Annotated in this window: 18 protein-coding genes; 2 read left to right on the forward strand and 16 right to left on the reverse strand. The window is 68.7% G+C overall.

The window, feature by feature from the left end; translation table 11 throughout:
* Positions 1 to 14: 14 nt before the first annotated feature.
* Together EL493_RS04325 and EL493_RS04330 are read right to left on the reverse strand one after the other, a co-directional pair.
* A complete protein-coding gene (locus EL493_RS04325) occupies positions 15 to 1,445 on the reverse strand; it encodes a lipase maturation factor family protein (RefSeq protein WP_019044370.1) in 1,431 nt (476 codons plus the stop codon).
* A 71-nt stretch (positions 1,446 to 1,516) separates the two neighbouring features.
* Positions 1,517 to 2,176 carry a hypothetical protein gene (locus EL493_RS04330; RefSeq protein ID WP_019044371.1) on the reverse strand — a complete coding sequence of 220 codons (660 nt, stop codon included), beginning with the start codon at positions 2,174 to 2,176 and terminating at the stop codon, positions 1,517 to 1,519.
* 106 nt (positions 2,177 to 2,282) lie between these two features.
* On the opposite strand from EL493_RS04330, the gene EL493_RS04335 reads away from it, so the two are divergent.
* Positions 2,283 to 2,942 (forward strand): DUF6636 domain-containing protein, encoded by a 660-nt coding sequence (locus EL493_RS04335; protein ID WP_198040881.1) that lies wholly within the window; start codon positions 2,283 to 2,285, stop codon positions 2,940 to 2,942.
* A gap of 55 nt (positions 2,943 to 2,997) precedes the next feature.
* Here the strand turns inward: EL493_RS04335 and EL493_RS04340 are convergent, their stop codons facing one another.
* From EL493_RS04340 to EL493_RS04360, 5 genes are all read right to left on the reverse strand, one after another.
* Entirely contained in the window at positions 2,998 to 5,250 is a 2,253-nt protein-coding gene (locus tag EL493_RS04340) for a heavy metal translocating P-type ATPase (RefSeq protein ID WP_019044373.1), read from the reverse strand.
* Between the two features lie 59 nt (positions 5,251 to 5,309).
* Positions 5,310 to 6,227, reverse strand: coding sequence for a hypothetical protein (locus EL493_RS04345; protein ID WP_019044374.1), 918 nt, complete (start codon positions 6,225 to 6,227; stop codon positions 5,310 to 5,312).
* Between the two features lie 21 nt (positions 6,228 to 6,248).
* Complete coding sequence (locus EL493_RS04350; RefSeq protein ID WP_019044375.1) at positions 6,249 to 6,452, reverse strand: heavy-metal-associated domain-containing protein; 204 nt, start codon at positions 6,450 to 6,452, stop codon at positions 6,249 to 6,251.
* Between the two features lie 55 nt (positions 6,453 to 6,507).
* Positions 6,508 to 7,923, reverse strand: a complete 1,416-nt coding sequence (locus tag EL493_RS04355; protein WP_022566545.1) for an MFS transporter — start codon at positions 7,921 to 7,923, stop codon at positions 6,508 to 6,510.
* Between the two features lie 159 nt (positions 7,924 to 8,082).
* On the reverse strand, positions 8,083 to 8,841 hold the full coding sequence (locus tag EL493_RS04360) for a carboxymuconolactone decarboxylase family protein (protein WP_019044377.1): 759 nt from the start codon (positions 8,839 to 8,841) through the stop codon (positions 8,083 to 8,085).
* 121 nt (positions 8,842 to 8,962) lie between these two features.
* Between EL493_RS04360 and EL493_RS04365 the strand changes: the two genes are divergently transcribed.
* Positions 8,963 to 9,511 (forward strand): TetR/AcrR family transcriptional regulator, encoded by a 549-nt coding sequence (locus EL493_RS04365; protein ID WP_019044378.1) that lies wholly within the window; start codon positions 8,963 to 8,965, stop codon positions 9,509 to 9,511.
* 167 nt (positions 9,512 to 9,678) lie between these two features.
* Here EL493_RS04365 and EL493_RS04370 read toward each other — a convergent pair whose 3' ends face one another.
* From EL493_RS04370 to EL493_RS04410, 9 genes are all read right to left on the reverse strand, one after another.
* Positions 9,679 to 10,290: a sterol desaturase family protein gene (locus EL493_RS04370; RefSeq protein WP_019044379.1), complete on the reverse strand. Its 612-nt coding sequence runs from the start codon at positions 10,288 to 10,290 to the stop codon at positions 9,679 to 9,681.
* A 111-nt stretch (positions 10,291 to 10,401) separates the two neighbouring features.
* Positions 10,402 to 11,130 (reverse strand): FadR/GntR family transcriptional regulator, encoded by a 729-nt coding sequence (locus EL493_RS04375; RefSeq protein ID WP_030201737.1) that lies wholly within the window; start codon positions 11,128 to 11,130, stop codon positions 10,402 to 10,404.
* An 89-nt stretch (positions 11,131 to 11,219) separates the two neighbouring features.
* The gene (locus EL493_RS04380; RefSeq protein ID WP_019044381.1) at positions 11,220 to 11,861 is read right to left on the reverse strand and encodes a hypothetical protein; all 642 of its coding nucleotides are present in this window, start codon (positions 11,859 to 11,861) and stop codon (positions 11,220 to 11,222) included.
* A 4-nt stretch (positions 11,862 to 11,865) separates the two neighbouring features.
* Entirely contained in the window at positions 11,866 to 13,539 is a 1,674-nt protein-coding gene (locus EL493_RS04385; RefSeq protein ID WP_030201740.1) for an ABC transporter family substrate-binding protein, read from the reverse strand.
* 48 nt (positions 13,540 to 13,587) lie between these two features.
* A complete protein-coding gene (locus EL493_RS04390) occupies positions 13,588 to 15,276 on the reverse strand; it encodes an ABC transporter family substrate-binding protein (protein ID WP_022566540.1) in 1,689 nt (562 codons plus the stop codon).
* The gene (locus EL493_RS04395; RefSeq protein ID WP_126405553.1) at positions 15,273 to 16,967 is read right to left on the reverse strand and encodes an ABC transporter family substrate-binding protein; all 1,695 of its coding nucleotides are present in this window, start codon (positions 16,965 to 16,967) and stop codon (positions 15,273 to 15,275) included. The genes EL493_RS04390 and EL493_RS04395 overlap by 4 nt, the downstream gene beginning before the upstream one ends.
* Positions 16,968 to 16,984: 17 nt before the next feature.
* Positions 16,985 to 18,835, reverse strand: coding sequence for an ABC transporter ATP-binding protein (locus EL493_RS04400; RefSeq protein ID WP_019044385.1), 1,851 nt, complete (start codon positions 18,833 to 18,835; stop codon positions 16,985 to 16,987).
* A complete protein-coding gene (locus EL493_RS04405; RefSeq protein WP_019044386.1) occupies positions 18,832 to 19,800 on the reverse strand; it encodes an ABC transporter permease in 969 nt (322 codons plus the stop codon). The genes EL493_RS04400 and EL493_RS04405 overlap by 4 nt, the downstream gene beginning before the upstream one ends.
* The gene (locus tag EL493_RS04410) at positions 19,797 to 20,774 is read right to left on the reverse strand and encodes an ABC transporter permease (protein WP_019044387.1); all 978 of its coding nucleotides are present in this window, start codon (positions 20,772 to 20,774) and stop codon (positions 19,797 to 19,799) included. Before EL493_RS04410 ends, EL493_RS04405 begins: the two co-directional genes overlap by 4 nt.
* Positions 20,775 to 20,841: the final 67 nt, after the last annotated feature.

Raw genomic sequence — 20,841 nt, forward strand, 5'->3', positions numbered from 1 at the left:
GGCTTTTCGCGTTGTCAGCGCCGATTCAGGCGCTCGTGGGTCAGCGGTGGCAGGAACTCGCCGATCAACGTGCGGCGCCACCAGATCCGCTCCCGGAACAGTTCGCGCGGCGTGCTGAAGTGGTACTCGTAGAGCCGAGCGCGCAGGTAGCGCGGCGGCGCGTCCGGGAACGGGCAGCGGCGCAGCAGCCGCAGGGTGTCGGGGTCGTTGCGCAGCAGGCGCGCGGCCAGCGGTAGCGCCCATTCCCTGGCGTAGGACGGTGACAGCGCCGCGAACCACATCAGCCAGTCCAGGCGCAGGTGATAGGGCGCCCACTGTCCGGGGCGATGCCGCGGATCACCCGGTTTGCCCTTGAACTCGTACTCCCGCCACACGGTGTCGTCGGTGAGCTCGGTCGCGTCGGTCCCCTCCAACACGATCTCCTGACGCACCCGGGTGATGCTGCCGAACGCGCCGTAGGTGTTGACCAGGTGCAACGGCTCGAACGAGGCGTTCATGGCCTGGCCCGAGGAGAGCAGATTGCGGACCGGCCAGAAGCTGAGCACCGCTACCAGCGCCACGAACGCGAATACCGCGATCTCGAACCAGAGCGGGGTCGGCCCGACCGGTGCGGCGTCGGGCAGCATCGGCAGGAACCGGCCGTCGACGGCGGTGGTCGCCAGCAGCAGGGTCACCCAGTTCAGCCAGGCGAAATTGCCGGAGATCACCAGCCACAACTGGGTGACCACCACGATGCCCGCGGCCACGCTCGCCACCGGCTGCGGAGTGAACAGGGCGAACGGCACGACCAGCTGCGCGACATGATTGGCCGCCACCTCCACCCGGTGCAGTGGGCGAGGCAGATGGTGGAAGAACCAGCTCAGCGGGCCCGGCATCGGCTGGGTCTCGTGGTGGTAGTACAGGCAGGTCAGGTCGCGCCAGCAGCGGTCGCCGCGCATCTTGATCAGTCCGGCGCCGAACTCCACCCGGAACAGCAGCCAGCGCGCGGCCAGCAGCACGAGCAGCGGCGGCGCCACCGTGTCGTTGCCGAGGAAGATCGCCAGGAAACCGGCCTCGAGCAGCAGTGATTCCCAGCCGAACGAGTACCAGGTCTGCCCCACGTTGACGATCGACAGATACAGCACCCACAGCGCGAACCACAGCGCCATCGACCCCCACAGCGGCACCAGATCGGCCGCCCCGAGCGCGACGGCCACCGCCAGCGCCGCCCCCGACCAGGCGACGACGGCGTACACCCGATCCGAGTAGCGCAGGTAGAACAGGCTCGGCGACCGGCGGAACGGAACCCGGTCCAGGAACCGCGGGATCGGCAGCATGCCGCGTTCGCCCAGCAGCGCGCGGAACTGCAGCGCCGCGGTCAGGAACGCGAGCGCGTAGATCACCGCCAGGCCACGCTGGAAGACCAGCCTGCCCTGCCAGTACTCCGGTGCCGGGAACCACTCCATGCACCCGCTCCTGGACTCGGCGTCTCGTCTCGATTGTGTACCCGCCGATCCGCTCGCGGAACACCCGAGCGCTATCGATGCCGGTCGAGACCGGTTTCGCCGGTGACAGCGCGCCGCAGCCCGGCCAGGTCCCAGTGTCCCGCGATCCCCGGCCGCACCCGCAGATAGTGCACGATCCGCTCGGTGTCCCAGCCGTGCGCCTCGCGCAGCCCGGCGCCGATCATGGCCAGATAGCGGGTCGCCGGCCGTCGCAGTTCCACGGACTCGGGCAGCCAGGGCGCGGTGAAGGTGAGGACCGGTACGCCCGCCTCGGTCCCCGCCCACAGGACGGTCTCGTAGCGACCGGGCCCGAGCCGCACCGTGCCCTCGGCGAGCACCCGGTCCAGGTCGAAGCCACCGCCGGGCGTGCGATACATCTCCTGCGCGAGCAGGTCACCGAACTGGTCGACGGTCAGCAGGTAGCCACGCGCCGCCACCCCGGTCACCCAGCCCGGCGCCGGACGCTCGGCATAGAACGCGACCCCACCGGTCCACACCTGGCTCTGCCAGGCGAAATACAGGCTGCCGGGCAACGTCAGCGGGGCGACGGCCGCCGGCTCCGCCCGATCGCCGAAACCCGGATAGGTGTGGGTGGTGTCCGGCGGGGTGCCGCCGTGGCGGTAGTAGGCGAAGCGGGCGGCGAGCATGTTGGAGCCGTAGGCGGCGTACCAGACGCGGCGGTCGGTCGTCACGGGCTCACCTCGAGTGGGTCACGGTTCCCTGAGCGAAGGAAACGAATCGGTTCCTACCGTCGATTCTTCCTGCGACGGGTCGGGAGGACATCGAGGGGAGAGATTCATGAGATCAGCCATCGTGATGGCCGCGCTGGTGGTACTGGCCGGGGGTCTGGCCGCCTGCGGTGACGGGGATTCCGCGCAGACCACTGTCAGCGGGCCGAGCGCGTCGGAGACGTCCGTTCCCCGGCCCACTGGCACCCAGCCGGGTGAGCCTCCGGTCATCTTGCCGAACGGGACAACTCCGACAGTGCCGCCGAAGGCATCCGGCTCGGGCGATTCGGTCCCGGTGCCTTCCGCACTGCCCTCGCGCGACGACGCCACCGTCGACGCCCGCGACTACCAGCAGCGCGACAACTACTACTTCCAGTCGCCCACCGGCAACATCATGTGCGGCATCCTCGCCGACGCCCCGTTCGGCGTGGGCTGTCAGCTCGCGCACGCGAATGTCATTCCGCCGCAACTGCCCAACTGCAGCGACGCCCCCAACCGCAAGGTCGCCGTACACACCGTCGGCGGCAAGTCGGAGTTCCTGTGCACCAGTCAGGGCATCTTCGTCGGTTCGCCGGTCGACGGCACCAACAAGGGCGGCGGCGCCACCCTGAACTATGGCGACACCCTGGTCGTGCGCGGCGTCGCCTGCACCTCCACCGAACAGGGCATCCGCTGCGACGCGGCGGGCCGCGGCTTCACCATCTCGGCCGACAGCCAGACGATCTTCTGACAACGAAAAGGGCGGGGCGGCAGTGGAATCTGCCGCCCCGCCCGCTGCTGTCGAGCTACCGCGCCGTGGACTTGAACCGGCGCAGCCGCAGGCTGTTGCTCACCACGAACACCGAGCTGAACGCCATCGCGGCGCCGGCCAGCATCGGGTTGAGCAGGCCCGCCATGGCCAGCGGGATCGCGGCCACGTTGTAGGCGAAGGCCCAGAACAGGTTGCCCTTGATCGTGGCCAGGGTGCGGCGCGACAGGCGGATGGCGTCGGCGGCGGCGCGCAGGTCGCCGCGGACCAGGGTCAGGTCGCTTGCCTCGATGGCGACATCGGTGCCGGTGCCCATCGACAGGCCCAGATCGGCCTGGGCCAGGGCGGCCGCGTCGTTGACGCCGTCACCGACCATGGCGACGACCTTGCCCTCGGCCTGCAACCGCTTGACCGTGTCGACCTTGTCCTGCGGCAGCACTTCGGCGATCACCTCATCGATGCCGACCTCGTCGCCGATGGTGCGGGCCGCGCGGGCATTGTCGCCGGTGAGCAGGATCGGGGTCAGTCCCAGCTCGCGGAACTGCGCGATGGCCTGTGCCGAGGTGGGCTTCACCGCGTCGGCGACCACGAGCACGCCGCGCGCCTTGCCGTCCCAGCCGACCGCCACCGCGGTCTGCCCGGCCGACTCCGCTTCCGCCATGGCGGTTTCCAGCGCCTCGGGCAGCGGCTGCGACCAGTCGGCCAGCAGCCGGGCCCGGCCGACGATCACCGCGTGCCCGTCGACGACACCCTGCACGCCGAGGCCCTCGACATTGGCGAACCCTTCGACCGGCAGCAGTGTGCCCAACTCGTCGCGGGCGCCCTTGGCGATCGCCTGCGCGATCGGGTGCTCCGACGAATCCTCCAGCGCGCCCGCCAGTTCCAGTACCCGGCTGCCGATCTCACCCTCGGCGGGCAGCACGTCGAGCAGGGTCATCTTGCCGGTGGTGACGGTGCCGGTCTTGTCCAGCACGATGGTGTCGACCTTGCGGGTCGACTCCAGCACTTCGGGGCCCTTGATCAGGATGCCCAGCTGGGCGCCGCGCCCGGTACCGACCATCAGCGCGGTCGGGGTGGCCAGGCCGAGGGCGCACGGGCAGGCGATGATCAGCACCGCCACGCCCGCGGTGAAGGCCGCCGCGACGGCGCCGCCGGTGCCGAGCCAGAAGCCGAGCGTGGCCACGGCCAGCGCGATGACGATCGGGACGAAGATGCCGGAGATCTTGTCGGCCAGGCGCTGGGCCTGGGCCTTGCCGGTCTGCGCGTCCTCCACCAGCTGTGCCATCTGGGCCAGCTGGGTGTCGGCGCCGATCCTGGTGGCGCGCACCAGGAGCCGGCCGCCCACGTTCACGGTCGCGCCGGTGACGGTGTCGCCCGCGCCGACCTCCACCGGGACCGATTCGCCGGTCAGCATGGACGCGTCGACCGCCGAGCTGCCCTCGGTCACCACGCCGTCGGTGGCGATCTTCTCGCCGGGCCGCACGATGAACACGTCACCGACGGCCAGCTGCTCCACCGGAATGCGGGTCTCCACGCCGTCGCGCAGCACCGCGACATCCTTGGCGCCCAGCTCCAGCAGCGCCTTGAGCGCCGCGCCCGCCCGCCGCTTGGAGCGGGCCTCGAAGTAGCGTCCGGCCAGGATGAACGTGGTGACGCCCGCCGCGGCCTCCAGGTAGATGGAACCGGTGCCGTCCATCCGCGCGATGGTGAACTCGAACGGGTGGGTCATGCCGGGCGTGCCCGCGGTACCCCAGAACAGCGCGTACAGCGACCAGCCGAAGGCGGCCAGCGTGCCCATCGACACCAGCGTGTCCATGGTGGCCGTGCCGTGCTTCAGGTTGGTCCACGCCGCCTGGTGGAAGGGCAGCGCGCCCCACACGACGACCGGCGCGGCCAGCGTGAGCGAGAGCCACTGCCAGTTGGTGAACTGCAGCGCCGGGATCATCGCCATCGCGATGACCGGGACGGTGAGCACCAGCGAGACCAGCAGCCGGGTGCGCAGCGAGGCGGTGGGGTCCGGCTCGGCCGCGTCCTCGGTGGGCTCGGTCTGCTTCGGGGCGGGCAGTGCCGCGGTGTAGCCGGCCTGCTCGACGGTGGCGATCAGTTCCTCGGGGGAGACGTCGCCGGTGAAGTCGACCCTGGCCTTCTCGGTCGCGTAGTTGACCGTGGCGGTGACCCCGTCGAGCTTGTTGAGCTTCTTCTCGATCCGGTTCGCGCAGGACGCGCAGGTCATGCCACCGATCACCAGTTCTACCTGGCCGGTGCCCGGTGGTTGTGTCACGGTGGTCATGGGGTGCTCCGTTTCGTTCCTTGGATCGATTCTTGCTGAGGGGTTGCTGCGGGGGTAGGTCAGTGCCCGTGACCCGGCGCACCCTCGGCGGGGGCGCTGGTCGGGGCGACCGCGGACTGGGCGACGTGCACGGTGAACTCGGCGGTCCGGACGACGCCCTGGTGCTGGAAGTCCAGGAACAGCCGGTAGTCGCCGGCGCTCGGCGCGTTCACCACGAAGTCGATACCGGGTCCGGCGGGGGTGACCCCGTCGCCCGGCGCGCCCTCGGGGTGGACGTGCAGGTAGGCGAGGTCGGCGGCCCGCAGCGCCACCAGGTGGCCGTAGGCGCCCAGGTAGGGCTGCAGGTCGGTGACCGGCGTGCCGTCGCGGCTCACCGACAGCGTCACCTTCGACGCGACGCCGGGGGCGACCGTGCCGTTCAGCGCGACCGTGTACTCGCCGACCCGTGCGGTCGCCGCCGGGGCGGGCAGCGCCTGCGCGTCGTAGTTGCCCGCGACCCGCAGATCGGCGCCGAGGGTCAGGTTCGACCCGCCCGCCGGGGTGAAGTCGGCGAAGACCCGGTAGTCGCCCGCCCTGCTCAGGTCGAGCGGCACCGACCAGGTCCCGGCCGGATCGAGCACCGGATGGACGTGCTGGAAACCGGCCATGTCCCGGCGGACCACGATCAGGTGCAGGTCCTTGTCGTGGCTGGTGGTGTACTTCGTGACCGGCTCGCCGTCGGCGCCGAGGATGCGGAAGCTCACCGGCGCCGACGCGGCGGTCGTGGTGTTCGGCTTGTCCAGGGCCAGCGTGTAGCCCTGGTCGGTGACCAGCAGGCCACCGGGGAGGTCGGCGGACGGCGCCGCCGCGGTCTCGTGCTCGCCGTGCCCGGCCGGTTCGGAAGGCTCCGGACCGACCAGGGCGCCTGCGGCCAGAGCGATCCCGAAGACCGCCGCGAGGCCGAGGGTGAATCCGGCGAACTTGCCTGTTGCGTTCATCGGGATGCTCCGTTTCGGGTGTCAGTCGGCGAGCTGGAAGCCGGCCGCGGTGACGGCGTCGGCGAGAGCGGTGCGGTCGGGGGTGGTGCCGTCGATCGCCACCGTGCCGGTGGCCAGGTCGACCTCGACGCCGGTCACGCCCGGCAGGGCGCCGACCTTGTCGCGCACCTTGTTGGTGCAGCAGCCGCAGGTCATACCGGTCACGGTGACGGTGGTGGTGCTCATGGTGGTCTCCTCGTTCTACATCGTGATCATTACCATACCCCCCTAGGGTACTTTGTCAAACGGTCGCGTCGGCCGTGGCCGGGGCCGGGGAGCGCATGACCGCCGCGGTGATGCCCGCACCGGCCAGGGCCAGCAGGCCCGCGCCCAGGAAGGCGGCCGAGTAGCCGTCGGTGAGTGCCTGCGCGTCGCCCAGCTCGCCCGCGCCGAACGCGGCGGCCACGGCGGTCATCGCGGCCAGGCCCAGCGCGGAACCCACCTGGTAGCTGACGTTGACGATGCCCGAGGCCAGTCCGCCCTCCTCCGGTCGCGCCGCCGAGATGGCGGTGCCGAGTGAGGGGATGAAGGCCAGCGACATACCGCCCGCCGCCACCAGCGAGGCCGGCAGCACGTCGACCCAGAAATTGCCGGTCGGCCGCACCAGCGACATGATGCCCAGGCCGAGGCCCAGCACGATCAGGCCGGTGACGATCATCGGCTTGGCGCCGAAGCGGGCCATCGCCTTCGGGGCCAGCACCACCATGCCGAGCATGATCAGCGTGGTCATCGGCAGCAGCGCCGCGCCCGACGGGAACGCGCTGTAGCCGAGCACCTGCTGCAGGTAGAGGTTCAGGAAGAACCACATCGGCACCCAGGCGGCGGCCAGTGCGAACTGGGCGAAGTTGGCGGCGGCCAGGTTCGGCGCGCGGAAGATGCTCAGCCGCATCAGTGGTTCGCTGCGCCGGGACTGGATGGCGACGAAACCGGCCAGCAGCGCGGCGGCCACCGCCAGCACGCCCCAGGTCTGACCCGAGGCCCAGCCCACTTCGGGCGCCTGCACGATCGCGTAGACCGCCGCCGCCAAACCGGCTGTCACCGTGACGGATCCGGCGATATCGATGGAACCCTTGCGTGCCGGGGCGGCGGGCATCAGCAGCGGGATGGCGATCAGCGCGAGGACGGCGATCGGGATGTTTATGTAGAAAACCCAAGGCCAGCTGATGTATTCGGTTATCACACCGCCGAGGAACACGCCCGCGGTGCCGCCCGCGGGCGCCGCGGCGCCGTAGACGGCCAGCGCCTTGGTGAGTTCCTGGGGCGAGCCGCCGAACAGCATCATCAGCAGGGTCAGTGCCGAGGGTGCGATCAGCGCCGCGCCCGCGCCCTGGATCGCCCGGCCCGCCAGTTCGATACCGACGGTGCCCGCGGCGCCGGCGGACACCGAGCCCACGGCCAGAACCAGCCAGCCCGCGCCGAACACCCGGCGCGCGCCGAGCAGGTCGGAGAGCCGGCCGCCGAGCAGCAGCAAGCCGCCGAAGGCGACGACGTAGGCGTTGAACACCCAGGTCAGGTTGCCGGGCGTGAAGCCGAGCTCGGCCTGCATCTTGGGCAGGGCGATCCCGATGATCGAGGTGTCCATGATGACCATGAATTGCGCGGCGGCGATCACCGCCAGCGCCCACCACTTCCTGGTGGATTGCGATTGCGTAGTCACGACTTTCGTCCTTTCGAGCGGAGTGCGTCTCGTGGTCGGTACCATACCCCCCTACGGTATAAACGTGTCAAGCGTTCGGCGGGATCGAATTTCCCGCGGCGCACACACGAAAGCCCGGCTCACGCGAAGGGTGAGCCGGGCATTCGGTGCTGCGCGGAATCAGGCCGCCGAGCGATAGGTGATCAGCGCGACCGCCGGCGCCGACACCACCTGCACCTGGTCGGTTCCGTCGACGCGGATGTGCGCGAACCCGCCCTCGAAGGCGACGCGCACGTCGCGCACGGTCGAGACCCGCTGTCCGTCGGCGCCGGTGAGCAGGTACCCCTCGACCAGGGTGACGCTGTCGGCGGCCCGCCATCTCGGCGTCATCGATGCCTCGTGGTGTGTGCTCGGAGCGAGCGGAAAGTCCAGCTCAGGGCGGGCGACATGGTTGAAATAGTTCGACAGCACGTTCAGCGCCACATGGCCGACGGCCTCGGTCAGTTCGGTGTCGCCGACACCGCTCGCCCTCGCCTCGGCCAGCTGCTCGTCGCCCACCCGGCCGCCGGTGCGCAGGACGGCACGGGCGAAGCGCAGCACCGCCGCCGCGTGTGGATCCTCGGCCCGCGCCGCCTTGGTCGCGGCGATCGCCTCGGGGGTGAAGCCCATTTTCGTGGCGCGCGTCGTGTGCGCCGATACGCAGTATTCGCAGCCGTTGTCGGCGGCGATCAGCAGGGCCAGTTGCTCGCGGGTGCGCGCGCCGAGCTTGCCCCGCGAGAGTGAGTCCCGCAGGCGCAGATACCCCCGTAGGGTGGCCGGACTGTTGGCCATGGCGGCGTACAGATTCGGTACCCGGCCGAGCTGGCGCTCGACCTCGGTGAGCAGCTCGGCCTGCTCACCATCGGCGGTGTCGGCGGCGATGAGGGGGAGTCGGGACATCGTGCGCTCCAGGGTTTTTCGACAACGGCACCGATCGGTACCGAACCCGAACGGTACTGATCGGTTCCGTTGTGGTCAAGCAACTCGGTACCGACCGTTTCCGTTCTGGTACGGTGACGGCATGGCGACACAGGCCAAGCAACGGTTGCTCACCACCGCGGAAGCGCTGTTCTACGCCGAGGGCGTCCGCGCGGTCGGCGTAGACCGGTTACTCCAGGAGTCCGGCGTCGGCCGCGCCTCCTTCTACCGGCATTTCGCGAGCAAGGACGACCTCGTCGTCGCGGTCCTCGAAGACCGCGACCGCCGCTGGCTCGACTGGCTGCGCACGTGCGTCGAATCCGTCGAAGACCCCGCCGATCGCCCCCTGGCCGTCTTCACCGCCCTGGCGGAACGCTTCGCCCGCAACGACTTCCGCGGCTGCGCCTTCATCAACACCATGATCGAGGTAGCCGACCCCACCTCACCGGCCCACCAGGTGGCCGACCGCCACAAACGCCGCGTCATCACCTACCTCACCGAACTCCTCACCGCCGCGAACCACCCCACCCCCGAACTCCTCGCCCCCGACCTGGCCCTCCTCATCGACGGCGCCATAGTCACCGCCGTCCGCGAAAACTCCCCAGCCGCAGCCACCCGAGCCGCCACCATCGCCACCCGCCTATTGACCTGAGCCGGGCTCCGTCCGGTCAGGGACGCTGGGGCAAGACCGCACTGACCTCCTCCATGGCACACTCGAACGCATTAGTCGCGGGACTCGCGGGCTTCGGCCTCCCCCCGCGGACAGACGAAATGAGAATGGGACCTCGCTTGCGGGGTCCCATTCTCATTGTCGCGGTGTCACCCCGCGTGGAGGTGGCGGGCGGTGGGGGAGGTGGGGGTGGTTGCCGGGTCGGGGGCGGTGCCGAGGAGGCGGTCGGCGGTGCCGGAGGTGGTGACGGTGAACCAGTAGTGCTCGTTCTTGTAGTGGTGGTGGCGGTGGTTGCGCCAGACCGCGCGGTACGGGGCGTGCTTGGGCTTGTAGTCGGTGTGGATGAGGTAGTGGGTCCACTCGTACAGGAGGCCGAGGGTGGTGATCGTCAGCAGGAAGGTGAGGCCGAGGCTCAGGCGGGGGAAGGCCAGCAGGGCGATGGCGACCAGGGCGACGATGGTGAGCGTGAGCGACTTCGGGGGGATGAACACGAGGGGGGTGGCGCGCGGATCCGTGTGGTGCGCACGGTGTTTGCGTGCCAGTTCGCTGTCGATGGTGAGCGGGCCGAGGTGGCGTGGGCGCCAGTGCAGCACCGTGACGTGGATGATCCACTCGGTCAGCGGGAAGGTCGCGATCACGATCAGCGGGATCAGGGCGTCGGTGAGCTGCCAGTCGCCGACCGCGATCCGTCCCGCCAGGGCGGCGACGAACACGGTGGCGATCATCCACGGCGAGGGATGCCGGACGAACTCGCGCGCCATGTCGGGGAGTGTCGCGGCACGGCGGAGGGCGCGAGACTGCGGGCGGGCCGCGGTGGTGTCGTGCGACGTCGTTGTCGGACGGTCTTTCTGCATGGCGATTCCTCGGGTGGATCACGCCCCGTCGAGGGCGTGGATGAGAGCGGTGGTCGCCGGCCCGAGCAGTGCTCGCGCGGACTCGGCGGCCCGGTCCGGCTCGCCCGCGGCGATCGCGGCGGCCAGGTCTCGATACGCGTCACCATTGCCCACCTCGGCGGACATGATCGGCGCGAGCGCCGCCAGCGCTGGTTCGTAGGCGGCGCGAAGCATGGAAAACATCAGCCGGAACGCGATGGAATCGGCGAGATCGAGCACGTGGTCCCAGAATTCGAGCGCGATCCGCTGCTGGGTGAGCGGGTCGGACTCGGCGACAAGGGAATCCACGGATTCGTGCAGGAGGTGCAGTACGTCGTCGACCTCCGTCGAGCTCCGGCGCACCCGGGCCGCCGCCAGTTCGGCGATCTTCGGCCCGTTGTGCAGCCGCGCCTCGAGGATGCTCCGGGCGACAGCCGGATCGATGGTGTCCCCGCGCAGCAGTAGCCGGGGCAGCACCTCGAGCCCGGCGCTGCGGCGATAGTCGAGGACCGTGGTGGCCTCGCCCTGCCGCACCGACACCAGCCCCGCCGCGGCCAGCCGCTGCAGAGCCTCGCGCACCGCGGGCCGCGAAACCCCCAGTGCCTCCGCCAGCTGCCGCTCACTCGGCAACGTGCTCCCGGCGGCCAGCTCCCCGCCCAGCACCTCGTTGGCGATCTGTTCGAACACATCACCGGAAACCGAGCGCTTCACCACGGGAGTCCATGCCATGCCTCGATCCTCCACCCCACAGGTCAAGAGGTCAAGTGGTCAGACCAGTTGTGTTTCCAGCAAAGGCTCCAGAGACGAACGGAGTCGGATCAGCTGGGGTCGGAGCCGCGGATGGCGGAGAGCCAGGTGAAGGTGGTGGCGGCGACGAGGGTGGCGCCGGCGAAGGCGGGGATGCCGCCGTTCATGACGTAGACCCAGAGCAGGCCGAGCAGTGGGGCGCCGACGGCGGGCTGGGCGTCCAGGACCAGGCGGCGGGCCGTGCCGAACGCGCGCGGCTCGGTGGGGCGGGACGGGTTGTCGATCAGTTTGCCCGCGGGCTCGGTGGTGCGGACCCGGCCGGACGGGAAGAATCGCAGCTCGCCCGCGCGTATCGAGCGGCCGGTCAGCTCCAGCTCGGTGGGCGGCAGCCCCGACAGGCTCGGATCGAAGAACACCGGCTGCCACACCATCCGGTCCCCGCTCGTGATCTCCAGCCACGACCGGCTCACCAGCCGATGCTGCTGCCTGACCCGCCTGCCACCCACCACCCCGGTAGCCACCAGCCCACTCGGCAGCAACCCGAACGCCAGCCCGAGCTGATAGGCCGTCCCACCCAGAATCGCCACCGTCACCACGGCGAGCGCGCTCACCTGATCCAGATCGGCGAACGGCACCAACACGGCGATGACCGCGAGAGCGCCGGACGTGACGACCAACGGATAGGTGAGTGCGCGCGCCGGGGAATTCGTCACGGTGCTACTTCACGAAACCGATCTTGGTGTAGTCGTAGGAGGCCAGTCCGGCGGCGCCGTAATTGGCGAGGTTGTCGCGCACCGCCACGTTGCCGGGCGACTGCATCAGCGGCAGCGAATGCCCCTCTTCGAAGACCTTCCGGTCGACCTGGTTGGCCAGCTCGACGGCCTTGGCCGGATCGAGTTCGGAAATGGTCTGTTCGATGAGGTCGTTGAGTTCGGGCGAACCGATCCGGCCGTAATTGCCCTGGACGTCGCCGGGGTAGAGGCCGTAGATCTGCGGAAGGCTGCCCAGCGGGAACGGATCGCCGACCCAACTCCACTGCCCCACATCGAAATTGCCCGGATGGATGTTCTCGGTGAAGAAACCCGCACCCGGTTTGGTCTCGATGTTCAGCTTGACGCCGATCTGCGCGAGATTCTGCTGAATGATCTGCGCGATGCTGACCCAGGTGTCGGCGTTGTACATCACGTCGCGGATCTCGAGTTTGCGCCCGTCCTTCTCTCGCACTTCGCCGTTGAGTTTCCAGCCCAGCGCGTCGAGCTCGGCGGCCGCCGCGGTGGGATCGAAACCGAGACTGTTGTCCTGGTAGCCCTTCTGCCCGGCGAGGAAAATGTGATTGTTGAGCGGTTTCGGATCCTGGACCAGGCCGTTCTGAATCGCGTTGGCGATCCCCTGCCGGTCGATCGCCTTCGAGATCGCGACGCGCACACCCGGCTCCGCCAGAATGGAACCCGGCGCCCCGTTGAAAGTCAGATGGGACCATTGATTACCGGGCGCGCGGCGGATGACGATGCCCGGCGTGCTGCGGGCGGTCTGCATGTCGTTGATATCGGCGAGCCCGACCGCGTCGATCTCGTTGTTCTGCAGAGCGGGCAGCGTCGCCGCGTCGTCGAGCACGCTGTAGGTGATGGTGTCGAGCTTGGGCGTCTCGCCCCACCACAGCGGATTACGGTCCAGGACGATACGGCCCTGTCCGCGATCGATGGACTGCACCTTGAAGGGTCCGGCCGACAGACCGGGCCCGTCGGCCAAGCTGCTGAACGCCTCGGGGCTGCTGGTGATCGACTTCGGGTACAGGAAACTGTTTCCGGCGAACTGGCCGCGCCAATCGGCATAGTGCTTGTCGAAGGTGATGATCGCCTGGCGGTCGTCCACGCCGCGCTCGACCTTCGCCACCCGATCGAAACCGTTGGAAATGGCGATCAGGTAGTTCTTGTCCTTGCCGCTGAGCGCGTTGGCCTGCGAACTGATGTCCTCCCAGGTGATGGGCGAACCGTCCGACCACACCGCCTTCGGATTGATCGTGTAGGTGATCTGCTGCGGCTCCGTCGAGGTCATCTCGATACTCGTGAAGTAATCGGAATTGACCGTCAGCTCGGCCGCCGCGTCGGTGGTGAACGCGCGCGGCATGGTGGGCCGCAGGACCGCCGCGATCTGCGCGTCGTTCCCGTCGGTGTGCAGGGCGTTCCAGTTCTCCGGCAGTGACGGGATGGCCAGGCGCAGGTTTCCGCCGTCCCTGAGCTCGCTGACATCCTTCGGATTGATGTCGTTGGTCGTGCCCAAGGCCGCCTCACCGGTCGACGAGGTGTCCCCGCCCGAGCCGCACCCGGTAGCGATCAGTCCGACGATTACCAGTGGTATCGCCAGCCGTGTGGTCATCGAACGCATTCGCAATGTCCGCTCCTTTCGGGAGGTTCGCTACACGGGTGCGGCAGGGTTCGGCTACTTGACGAAACCCACCTTCGTGTAGTCGTACGACGCCAAACCAGGCGCACCGTAGTTGGCCAGGGTGTCCCGCACCGCGACCGTACCCGCGGACTGGACGATGGGCAGGGAGAAACCTTCCTCGAAGATCATCCGGTCGGCCTTGTTCGCCAATTCGATCGCCTTCTCCGGATCGAGCTCGGCGATCACCTCTTCGATCAGGGCGTTCAATTCCGGCGAACCGATCCGGCCCTTGTTGCTCAGCGGATTCGCCGGATCGTAGGCGTAGATCTGGGGCAGCGCGCCGAGCGGGAAAATGCTCTTGGACCAGACGAATTGGGCGATATCGAAATTGCCCGGGTCGATCACGTCGGTGAAAAGGCCACTGCCCGGGTAGGTCTCGATTTTCAGCTTCACGCCGATGGCCGCCAGATTCTGCTGGGCGATCTGGGCCATCTGGGTCCAGGTGTCGGCCTGGTACATCACGTCGCGGATCTCGAGCTTGCGGCCGTCCTTCTCCCGGACGTCACCGTTGAGCTTCCAGCCGAGCTCGTCGAGCATGCGGGCGGCCTCGGCCGGGTCGTAGGACACCGACTCGGCGTTGTCCTGGTAACCCTTCTGGCCGACGAGGAACAGATGGTTGTTCAGCGGTTTGGGATCGGTGACGATGCCCTGCTGGGTCGCGGTGGCGATGGCCTGGCGGTCGATGCCCTTGGAGATGGCGATGCGCAGCTTCGGATCGGACAGGAGCGAGCCGGGTGCGCCGTTGAAGGTGAAGTGCGAGAACCTGTTCGCCGGAGCGCGGCGAACCTTGATTCCCGGCGTCCCGGTCGCGGTCGTGACCTCGTCGATTCCGCTGAGTCCTGCCGCGTCGAGTTCGTTGTTCTGCAGGGCGGTCAGGCGGGCCTCGTCGGCCAGGACGCTGTAGGTGACCGTGTCCAGCTTCGTGGCGTCACCCCACCACTTCGGGTTGCGGCTGAGCACGATGCGCTGCTGGGCGCGGTCGATCGAGGTGATGATGAACGGGCCCGACGACAGCGGCATCTCGCTGCGGTACAGGTCGTCGAACGACTGGGTCGACGCGGACAGCTGACGCGGATACAGCGGATTGAACAGGCCCTTCCACTCCGCGTAGTGCTCGGCGAACGTCACGATCGCCTGCCGGTCGTCGACGCCGCGCTCGACCTTCTCGACACTGCTGTAACCCTGGTCGTGGCTGATCTTGAACGCCGGGTCGCGACCGCTCATCACGGCGGCCTGCGCGCGCAGGTCCTCCCAGGTGATGGGGGAGCCGTCGGACCACACGGCCTTCGGGTTGATCGTGTAGACGATCTGCTGCGGGTTGGTGTTCGTCAGCTGGACGTCGGTGTAGTAGTTGTGGTCGATCGTGAGATTGCCCGCGGCGTCGGAGTTGATCGAGCCGGGCAGCGTCCAGCCGGTGACATCACTGACCTCACCGTCGGAGTCGACGTGCAGGCTGTTGAAGGTCTCGGGGAAGCTGGTCAGCGACAGGCGCAGATTCCCGCCCTCCCGCAGCGCGTCCCGCTCCTGCGGATTGATGTCGTTGATCGCGCCGATCGCGCTCGATTGCGACTCCACCGTGGAGTTGGATCCACAACCACCCAACACCAAACTCAACGCGACGGCGGGCGCCGCGACGCGGAAGCCGACCCGGCGTAGCCGGGAGACATAGGTAGCAGTGGTCATTTCGTGAATCCGATCTTCGTGTAGTCGTACGACGCCAATCCCGGCGAACCGATATTGGCGAGGGTGGCGCGGGCGCCGAAACTGCCGTCGGACTGCATGAGCGGCAGGGAATGGCCTTCCTCGAACACCATGCGGTCCACCTGGTTGGCCAGGTCGACGGACTTCTGGGGGTCGAGTTCGGTGAGGGTGCGTTCGATGAGGGCGTTGAGTTCGGGGGAGCCGATGCGGCCGAAATTGCCCTGTAGGTCGGCGGGGTCGTAGTAGTAGATCTGGCGGATGCTGGACAGCGGGAACGGGTCGCCCTGGAAGATGAACTGGGCGGCGTCGAAATCTCCGGGCTGGATGACGTCGGTGAAATAGCCCGCCGACGGTTTCGTGTCGATGGTCAGGCCCACGCCGATGGCGGCCAGGTTCTGCTGGACGATCTGCGCGATCTGGACCCAGGTGGGGTCGTTGTACATGACGTCGCGGATCACCAGCTTGCGGCCGTCCTTCTCGCGCACGTCGCCGGTGCGGACCCAGCCCAGCGCGTCGAGTTCGCGGGCGGCGGCCTCGGGGTCGAAGCCGAGGCTGTTGTCCTGGTAGCCCTGCTGGCCCTGCAGGAAGACGTGGTTGTTCAGCGGCGCCGGGTTCTCGACCAGGCCGTTCTGGATCGCGGTGACGATGCCCTGCCGGTCGATGGCCTTCGAGATGGCGACGCGCACCGCCGGGTCGGCCAGGATCGAACCGGGGGCGCCGTTGAAGGTGATGTGGCGCCAGCGGTTGCCGGGGGCGCGGCGCACCACGAGGCCCTCGGTGCCGCGCACGGTCTTCACGTCGTCGATGGTGGTCAGGCGGACCAGGTCGAGCTCGTTGTTCTGCAGGGCCTGCACCCAGGCGGAGTGGTCGAGGACGCTGTAGGTGATGGTGTCGAGGACCGGCTTCTCGCCCCACCATTTCGGGTTGTGGCCCAACGTGATCCGGCCTTGGCCGCGGTCGGTGCCGGTGACCAGGAACGGGCCCGCGGTGAGCGCGATGGCGTCGACGAGGCTGGTGTTGAACGCTTCGGGCGTGCTGGTCACCGACTTCGGGTACAGCGAGCTGTTGCCGGCGAACTGGCCGCGCCAGTCGGCGAACGGGGTGTGGAAGGTGAGCACGGCCTGGCGGTCGTCGACGCCGCGTTCGACCTTCTCGACGAACTCGAAGCCGTTGGTGATGGCGATCAGGTAGCGCTTGTCGCGGCCGCTGAGCGCGTTGGCCTGGGCGGCGATGTCCTCCCAGGTGATGGGGGAACCGTCCGACCACACCGCTTTCGGGTTGATCGTGTACGTCACCTTCATGGGATCGGTGCCGGTGAGGGCCACGTCGGTGAAGTAGTCGGTGTCGACGCTGAGCTTGCCCGCGGCGTCGATCTCGAACGAGCGCGGCATCATCGGGCGCAGGATGTCGGCGATCTCGCCGTCGTTGCCGTCGTTGGACAGCGTGTTCCAGTTCGCCGGATAGCTGGTGGTGGCGAGTCGCAGATTCCCGCCTTCGCGCAGCTGCGAGCGCTCCACCGGGTTGATGTCGCTGGTGGTGCCGAGCGCGTCGGTGAGCCCGGCGGCCGATTCGTCGCCGGACCCACAGCCCGCCACGATCATCCCCGCGGCCACCACCACGGCGGCGCACCGCAGCCGCGCGCCACGGCGGGCCTGCATTGCTCGGGATCTCATGGCGTGCCTCCTGGCGATCAGCCGCTGACGACGGGTTCCGGGACCGCCGCGATCAGCGCGCGGGTGTACTCGTGCCGAGGATCGGCGAAGATCTGTTCCGCCGGGCCGGATTCGACGATCTTGCCGCGCAGCATCACCGCGATGTCGTGGGCGAGATTGCGCACCACCGACAGGTCGTGCGAGACGAACAGGTACGACAGCCCGCGCTCGGCCTGCAGGTCACGCAGTAGATTCAGCACGCCGGCCTGGATCGACACATCCAGCGACGACACCGGTTCGTCCAGCACCAGCAGCTGCGGATCCAGCGCCAGCGCGCGGGCGATGCTGACGCGCTGCTTCTGGCCCCCGGAGAAGTCGGCGGGGTAGCGCTCGGCGTGCTCGGGCCGCAGGCCCACCTGGCGCAGCAGCTCGGGCACCCGGCGGTTGACCTCCTCGCGCGAGCGGCCGTCGATGCGCAGCGGCTCGGCCAGCGCGTCGAAGATCGGCAGGCGCGGGTCGAGCGAGGCGCTGGGATCCTGGAACACGATCTGCATCTTGCGGCGGATCTCGCGGGTGCGGGCCTTGGTGAGCGTCGCGACATCGTTGCCGAGCACCTCGATGCTGCCCGACTGCGGCCGCACCAGATCCATGATCTGCGACAGGGTCGTCGACTTGCCCGACCCGGACTCGCCGACCAGCGCCAGCGTCCGGCCCGCGCGCACGTCGAAGCTGATGCCGTCGACCGCGCGCACCTCGCCGGTCTTGCGGCGCAACACCACACCGGAGGTGAGCGGGAAGGTCTTCACCAGGTCGGTGACGCGCAGGACCACGTCGGAGTCGACGGACTCCGGCGTCGGCGGCGCCGGGATCTCCTTGCGGTAGGCCTCGAACAGCTGGGCCGAACCGATTTCCGCGGTGCGGATGCAGGCCACCGAATGCCGGGGCGCGACCTTCTCCAGCGGCGGTTCGGCGGCGGTGCAGTCGTCGATCGCGACCGGGCAGCGCGGCGCGAACGAACACCCCTGCGGCAGCGCGTGCATGGCGGGCGGCGTGCCGACGATGGGGATCAGCGGGGAGCGCGGCGGGCCGTCCATGCGCGGGATGGAGCCGAGCAGGCCCACCGTGTACGGCATCCGCGGCGCGGTGAACAGCTCGGCGACCGGCGCGGTCTCCACGACCTTGCCCGCGTACATGACCGCGACCCGGTCGGCGATCGTCGCCGCGATGCCCATGTCGTGGGTGATCATGATGACGCCGGCGCCGGTGATGTCGCGGGCCTTGCGCAGCAGGTCGAGGATCTGTTTCTGCACGGTCACGTCGAGCGCGGTGGTCGGCTCGTCGCAGATGATCAGGGCGGGATCGTTGGCGATGGCCATCGCGATCACCACGCGCTGGCGCATGCCGCCGGAGAACTCGTGCGGGAAGGCCTTCGCGCGCGTCCTGGCATCGGGGATGCCGACCAGTTCGAGCAGCTCGATCGCGCGCTCGCCCGCTTCCTTGCGGCCCATCGAGCCGTGCGCGAGCAGTGCCTCGGCCACCTGGTCACCCACCCGGTAGACCGGCGTCAGCGCCGAGAGCGGGTCCTGGAAGACCATGCTGATCGAGGAGCCGCGCAGTTGCGACATCGGCTTGTCGCCCAGGCCGAGCAGCTCGCGCCCGCGCAGCCGGATCGAACCCTGCACCCGCGCCTGCTCGGGCAGCAGACCGATCACCGCCAGCGACGACACGGACTTGCCGGAGCCCGACTCGCCGACGATGGCGAGCACCTCGCCGTCGGCGACGGTGTAGTTCACCCCGCGCACCGCGTCGACGCGGCCCTCCTCGCCGGGGAACGAGACCCGCAGGTCGCTCACTTCGAGCAGCGGTGCGGTGGACGTGGTCGCGGTCATCGCTTCTCGGCTTTCTTCAGCTTCACCTGCGCCTGGTCCTTGCGCTCGGCGATCTCCTTGCGCGCCACCCGCGCACCGCGCGCGCTCGGGTCGAAGGCGTCGCGCAGGCCGTCGCCGACGAGGTTGGCGCACAACACGATCGTGATCAGCAGGCCACCGGCGAACAGGAACAGCCACGGGTAGGTCAGCGCCGACTTGGTGCCCGCCGCGATCAGCGAACCCAGCGACACGTCGGGCGGCTGCACACCGAAACCGAGGAAGCTCAGCCCGGTTTCGGCGCTGATCGCGGCGCCGACGGCCAGCGTGGTGTCGATGATCAGGATGGAGGCGATGTTCGGGATGATGTGACTGATGATCACCTTGTGCGTCGGCGCGCCCATATACCGTGCGGCGCGGACGAATTCGCGATCACGCAGGCTCAGTGTGAGACCGCGGATGATGCGCGCGGCGATCATCCAGCCGAACACGCTGAGCAGGACGATCAGGATGACGATCGAGCCAGAGCCCTTGGTGCGCGGCGCGAACAGCGCGATGATGATGAACGCGGGCACCACCAGCAGCAGGTCGACCAGCCACATGATGGCCCGGTCGGTCCAGCCGCCGAGCAGGCCGGCCAGCGCGCCCGCCGTGGAGGCGATGACGCTGGAGAACAACGCGACGCAGAACCCGATGATCAGCGATTTCTGCAGGCCGCGCATGGTCTGGGCGAGCACGTCCTGACCGATCTGGGTGGTGCCGAACGGATGCTCGAGGCTCGGCGGTTTCAGCAGCGCCTTGTAGTCCATCTGCTGGTAGTCCCACGGCAGCAGCGGCGGCAGCGCGAAACTCGCGATCAGCAGCAGGAGCAACACCACCGCGCCGACGACGGCGGGCTTGTTGCGCAGGAACCGGCGCCAGACCAGCTTGCTGCGGCCCGCCGCGGCCGACTCGGGCGCGCCGACGGCGATGAGTTCGGTTTCGGTCATGACACACGCACCCTCGGATCGAGAAACGCCAGGACGATGTCGGAGAGCAGGCCGGAGACCAGCACCACCAGGCCCGAGAAGGTGGCGACGGTGACCACGATGTAGAGGTCCTGGGCGTTGATCGCGTCGACGAACCACTCGCCGACGCCGTGCCAGCCGAAGATCTTCTCGACGAAGGTGGCGCCGGTGATCAGCGCGCCGAGGCTGTAGGCGAACATCGTCGCCATCGGGATCAGGGCGGTGCGCAGGCCGTGCTTGTACAGCGCGCGGCGGTGGCTCAGGCCCTTCGAGCGGGCGGTGCGGATGAAGTCGGATTGCAGCACGTCGAGCATCGCGTTGCGCTGGTAGCGGCTGTAACCGGCGGCGGCGCCGAGCACCAGCACCAGCGTCGGCAGCACCAGATGCTGTGCGCGGTCGACGATCTGGTTCCACACGCCGACGACCTGATTGGCCGAGGTCTCGCCGGTGTAGAGGAAGATCTGCGTTCCGGTTGCCGTATTGATCTGCAGCGCACCGTATTTCAGCAGAGTCGCGAGCAGGAAGACCGGCGTCGAGATGATCAGCAGCGAGAGGATCGTCGTGAAATAGTCGCTGAACTTGTATTGCCGGATCGCCCCCGCCGCGCCGATCAGCACACCGAGCACGGTGCCGATGACCGATCCCAGGATCAGCAGCCGCAGACTCACCGCGACCCGCCTGCCCAGCTCCTCGCTTACCGGCTGGCCGGACAGCGTGGTCCCGAAATCCCCTTGCACCGCACCTCCGAGCCAGGTGAGATAGCGCTGGGGGATCGGTTCGTCGAGGTGCAGTTGCTCCGCCTTGGCGTCGATCACCGACTGCGGCGGGCGCGGATTGCGCTGCTCGAGACTGTCGAGCGGGTTGAACGTGAGCGAGGCCAGGCTGAACGTCATGAACGATGCCAGCAACAGGAGCACGATGTAGTTGAGCGTGCGCCGCAACAAGAAGCCGGTCATCAGTCCCCTCTGGATCGGGTATTCAGGCCCTGATCATAAGGACACTGCGCCGTCGCCGCGTGGCGAC

The sequence above is a fragment of the Nocardia asteroides genome (genome assembly GCF_900637185.1).
GTDB lineage: Bacteria > Actinomycetota > Actinomycetes > Mycobacteriales > Mycobacteriaceae > Nocardia > Nocardia asteroides.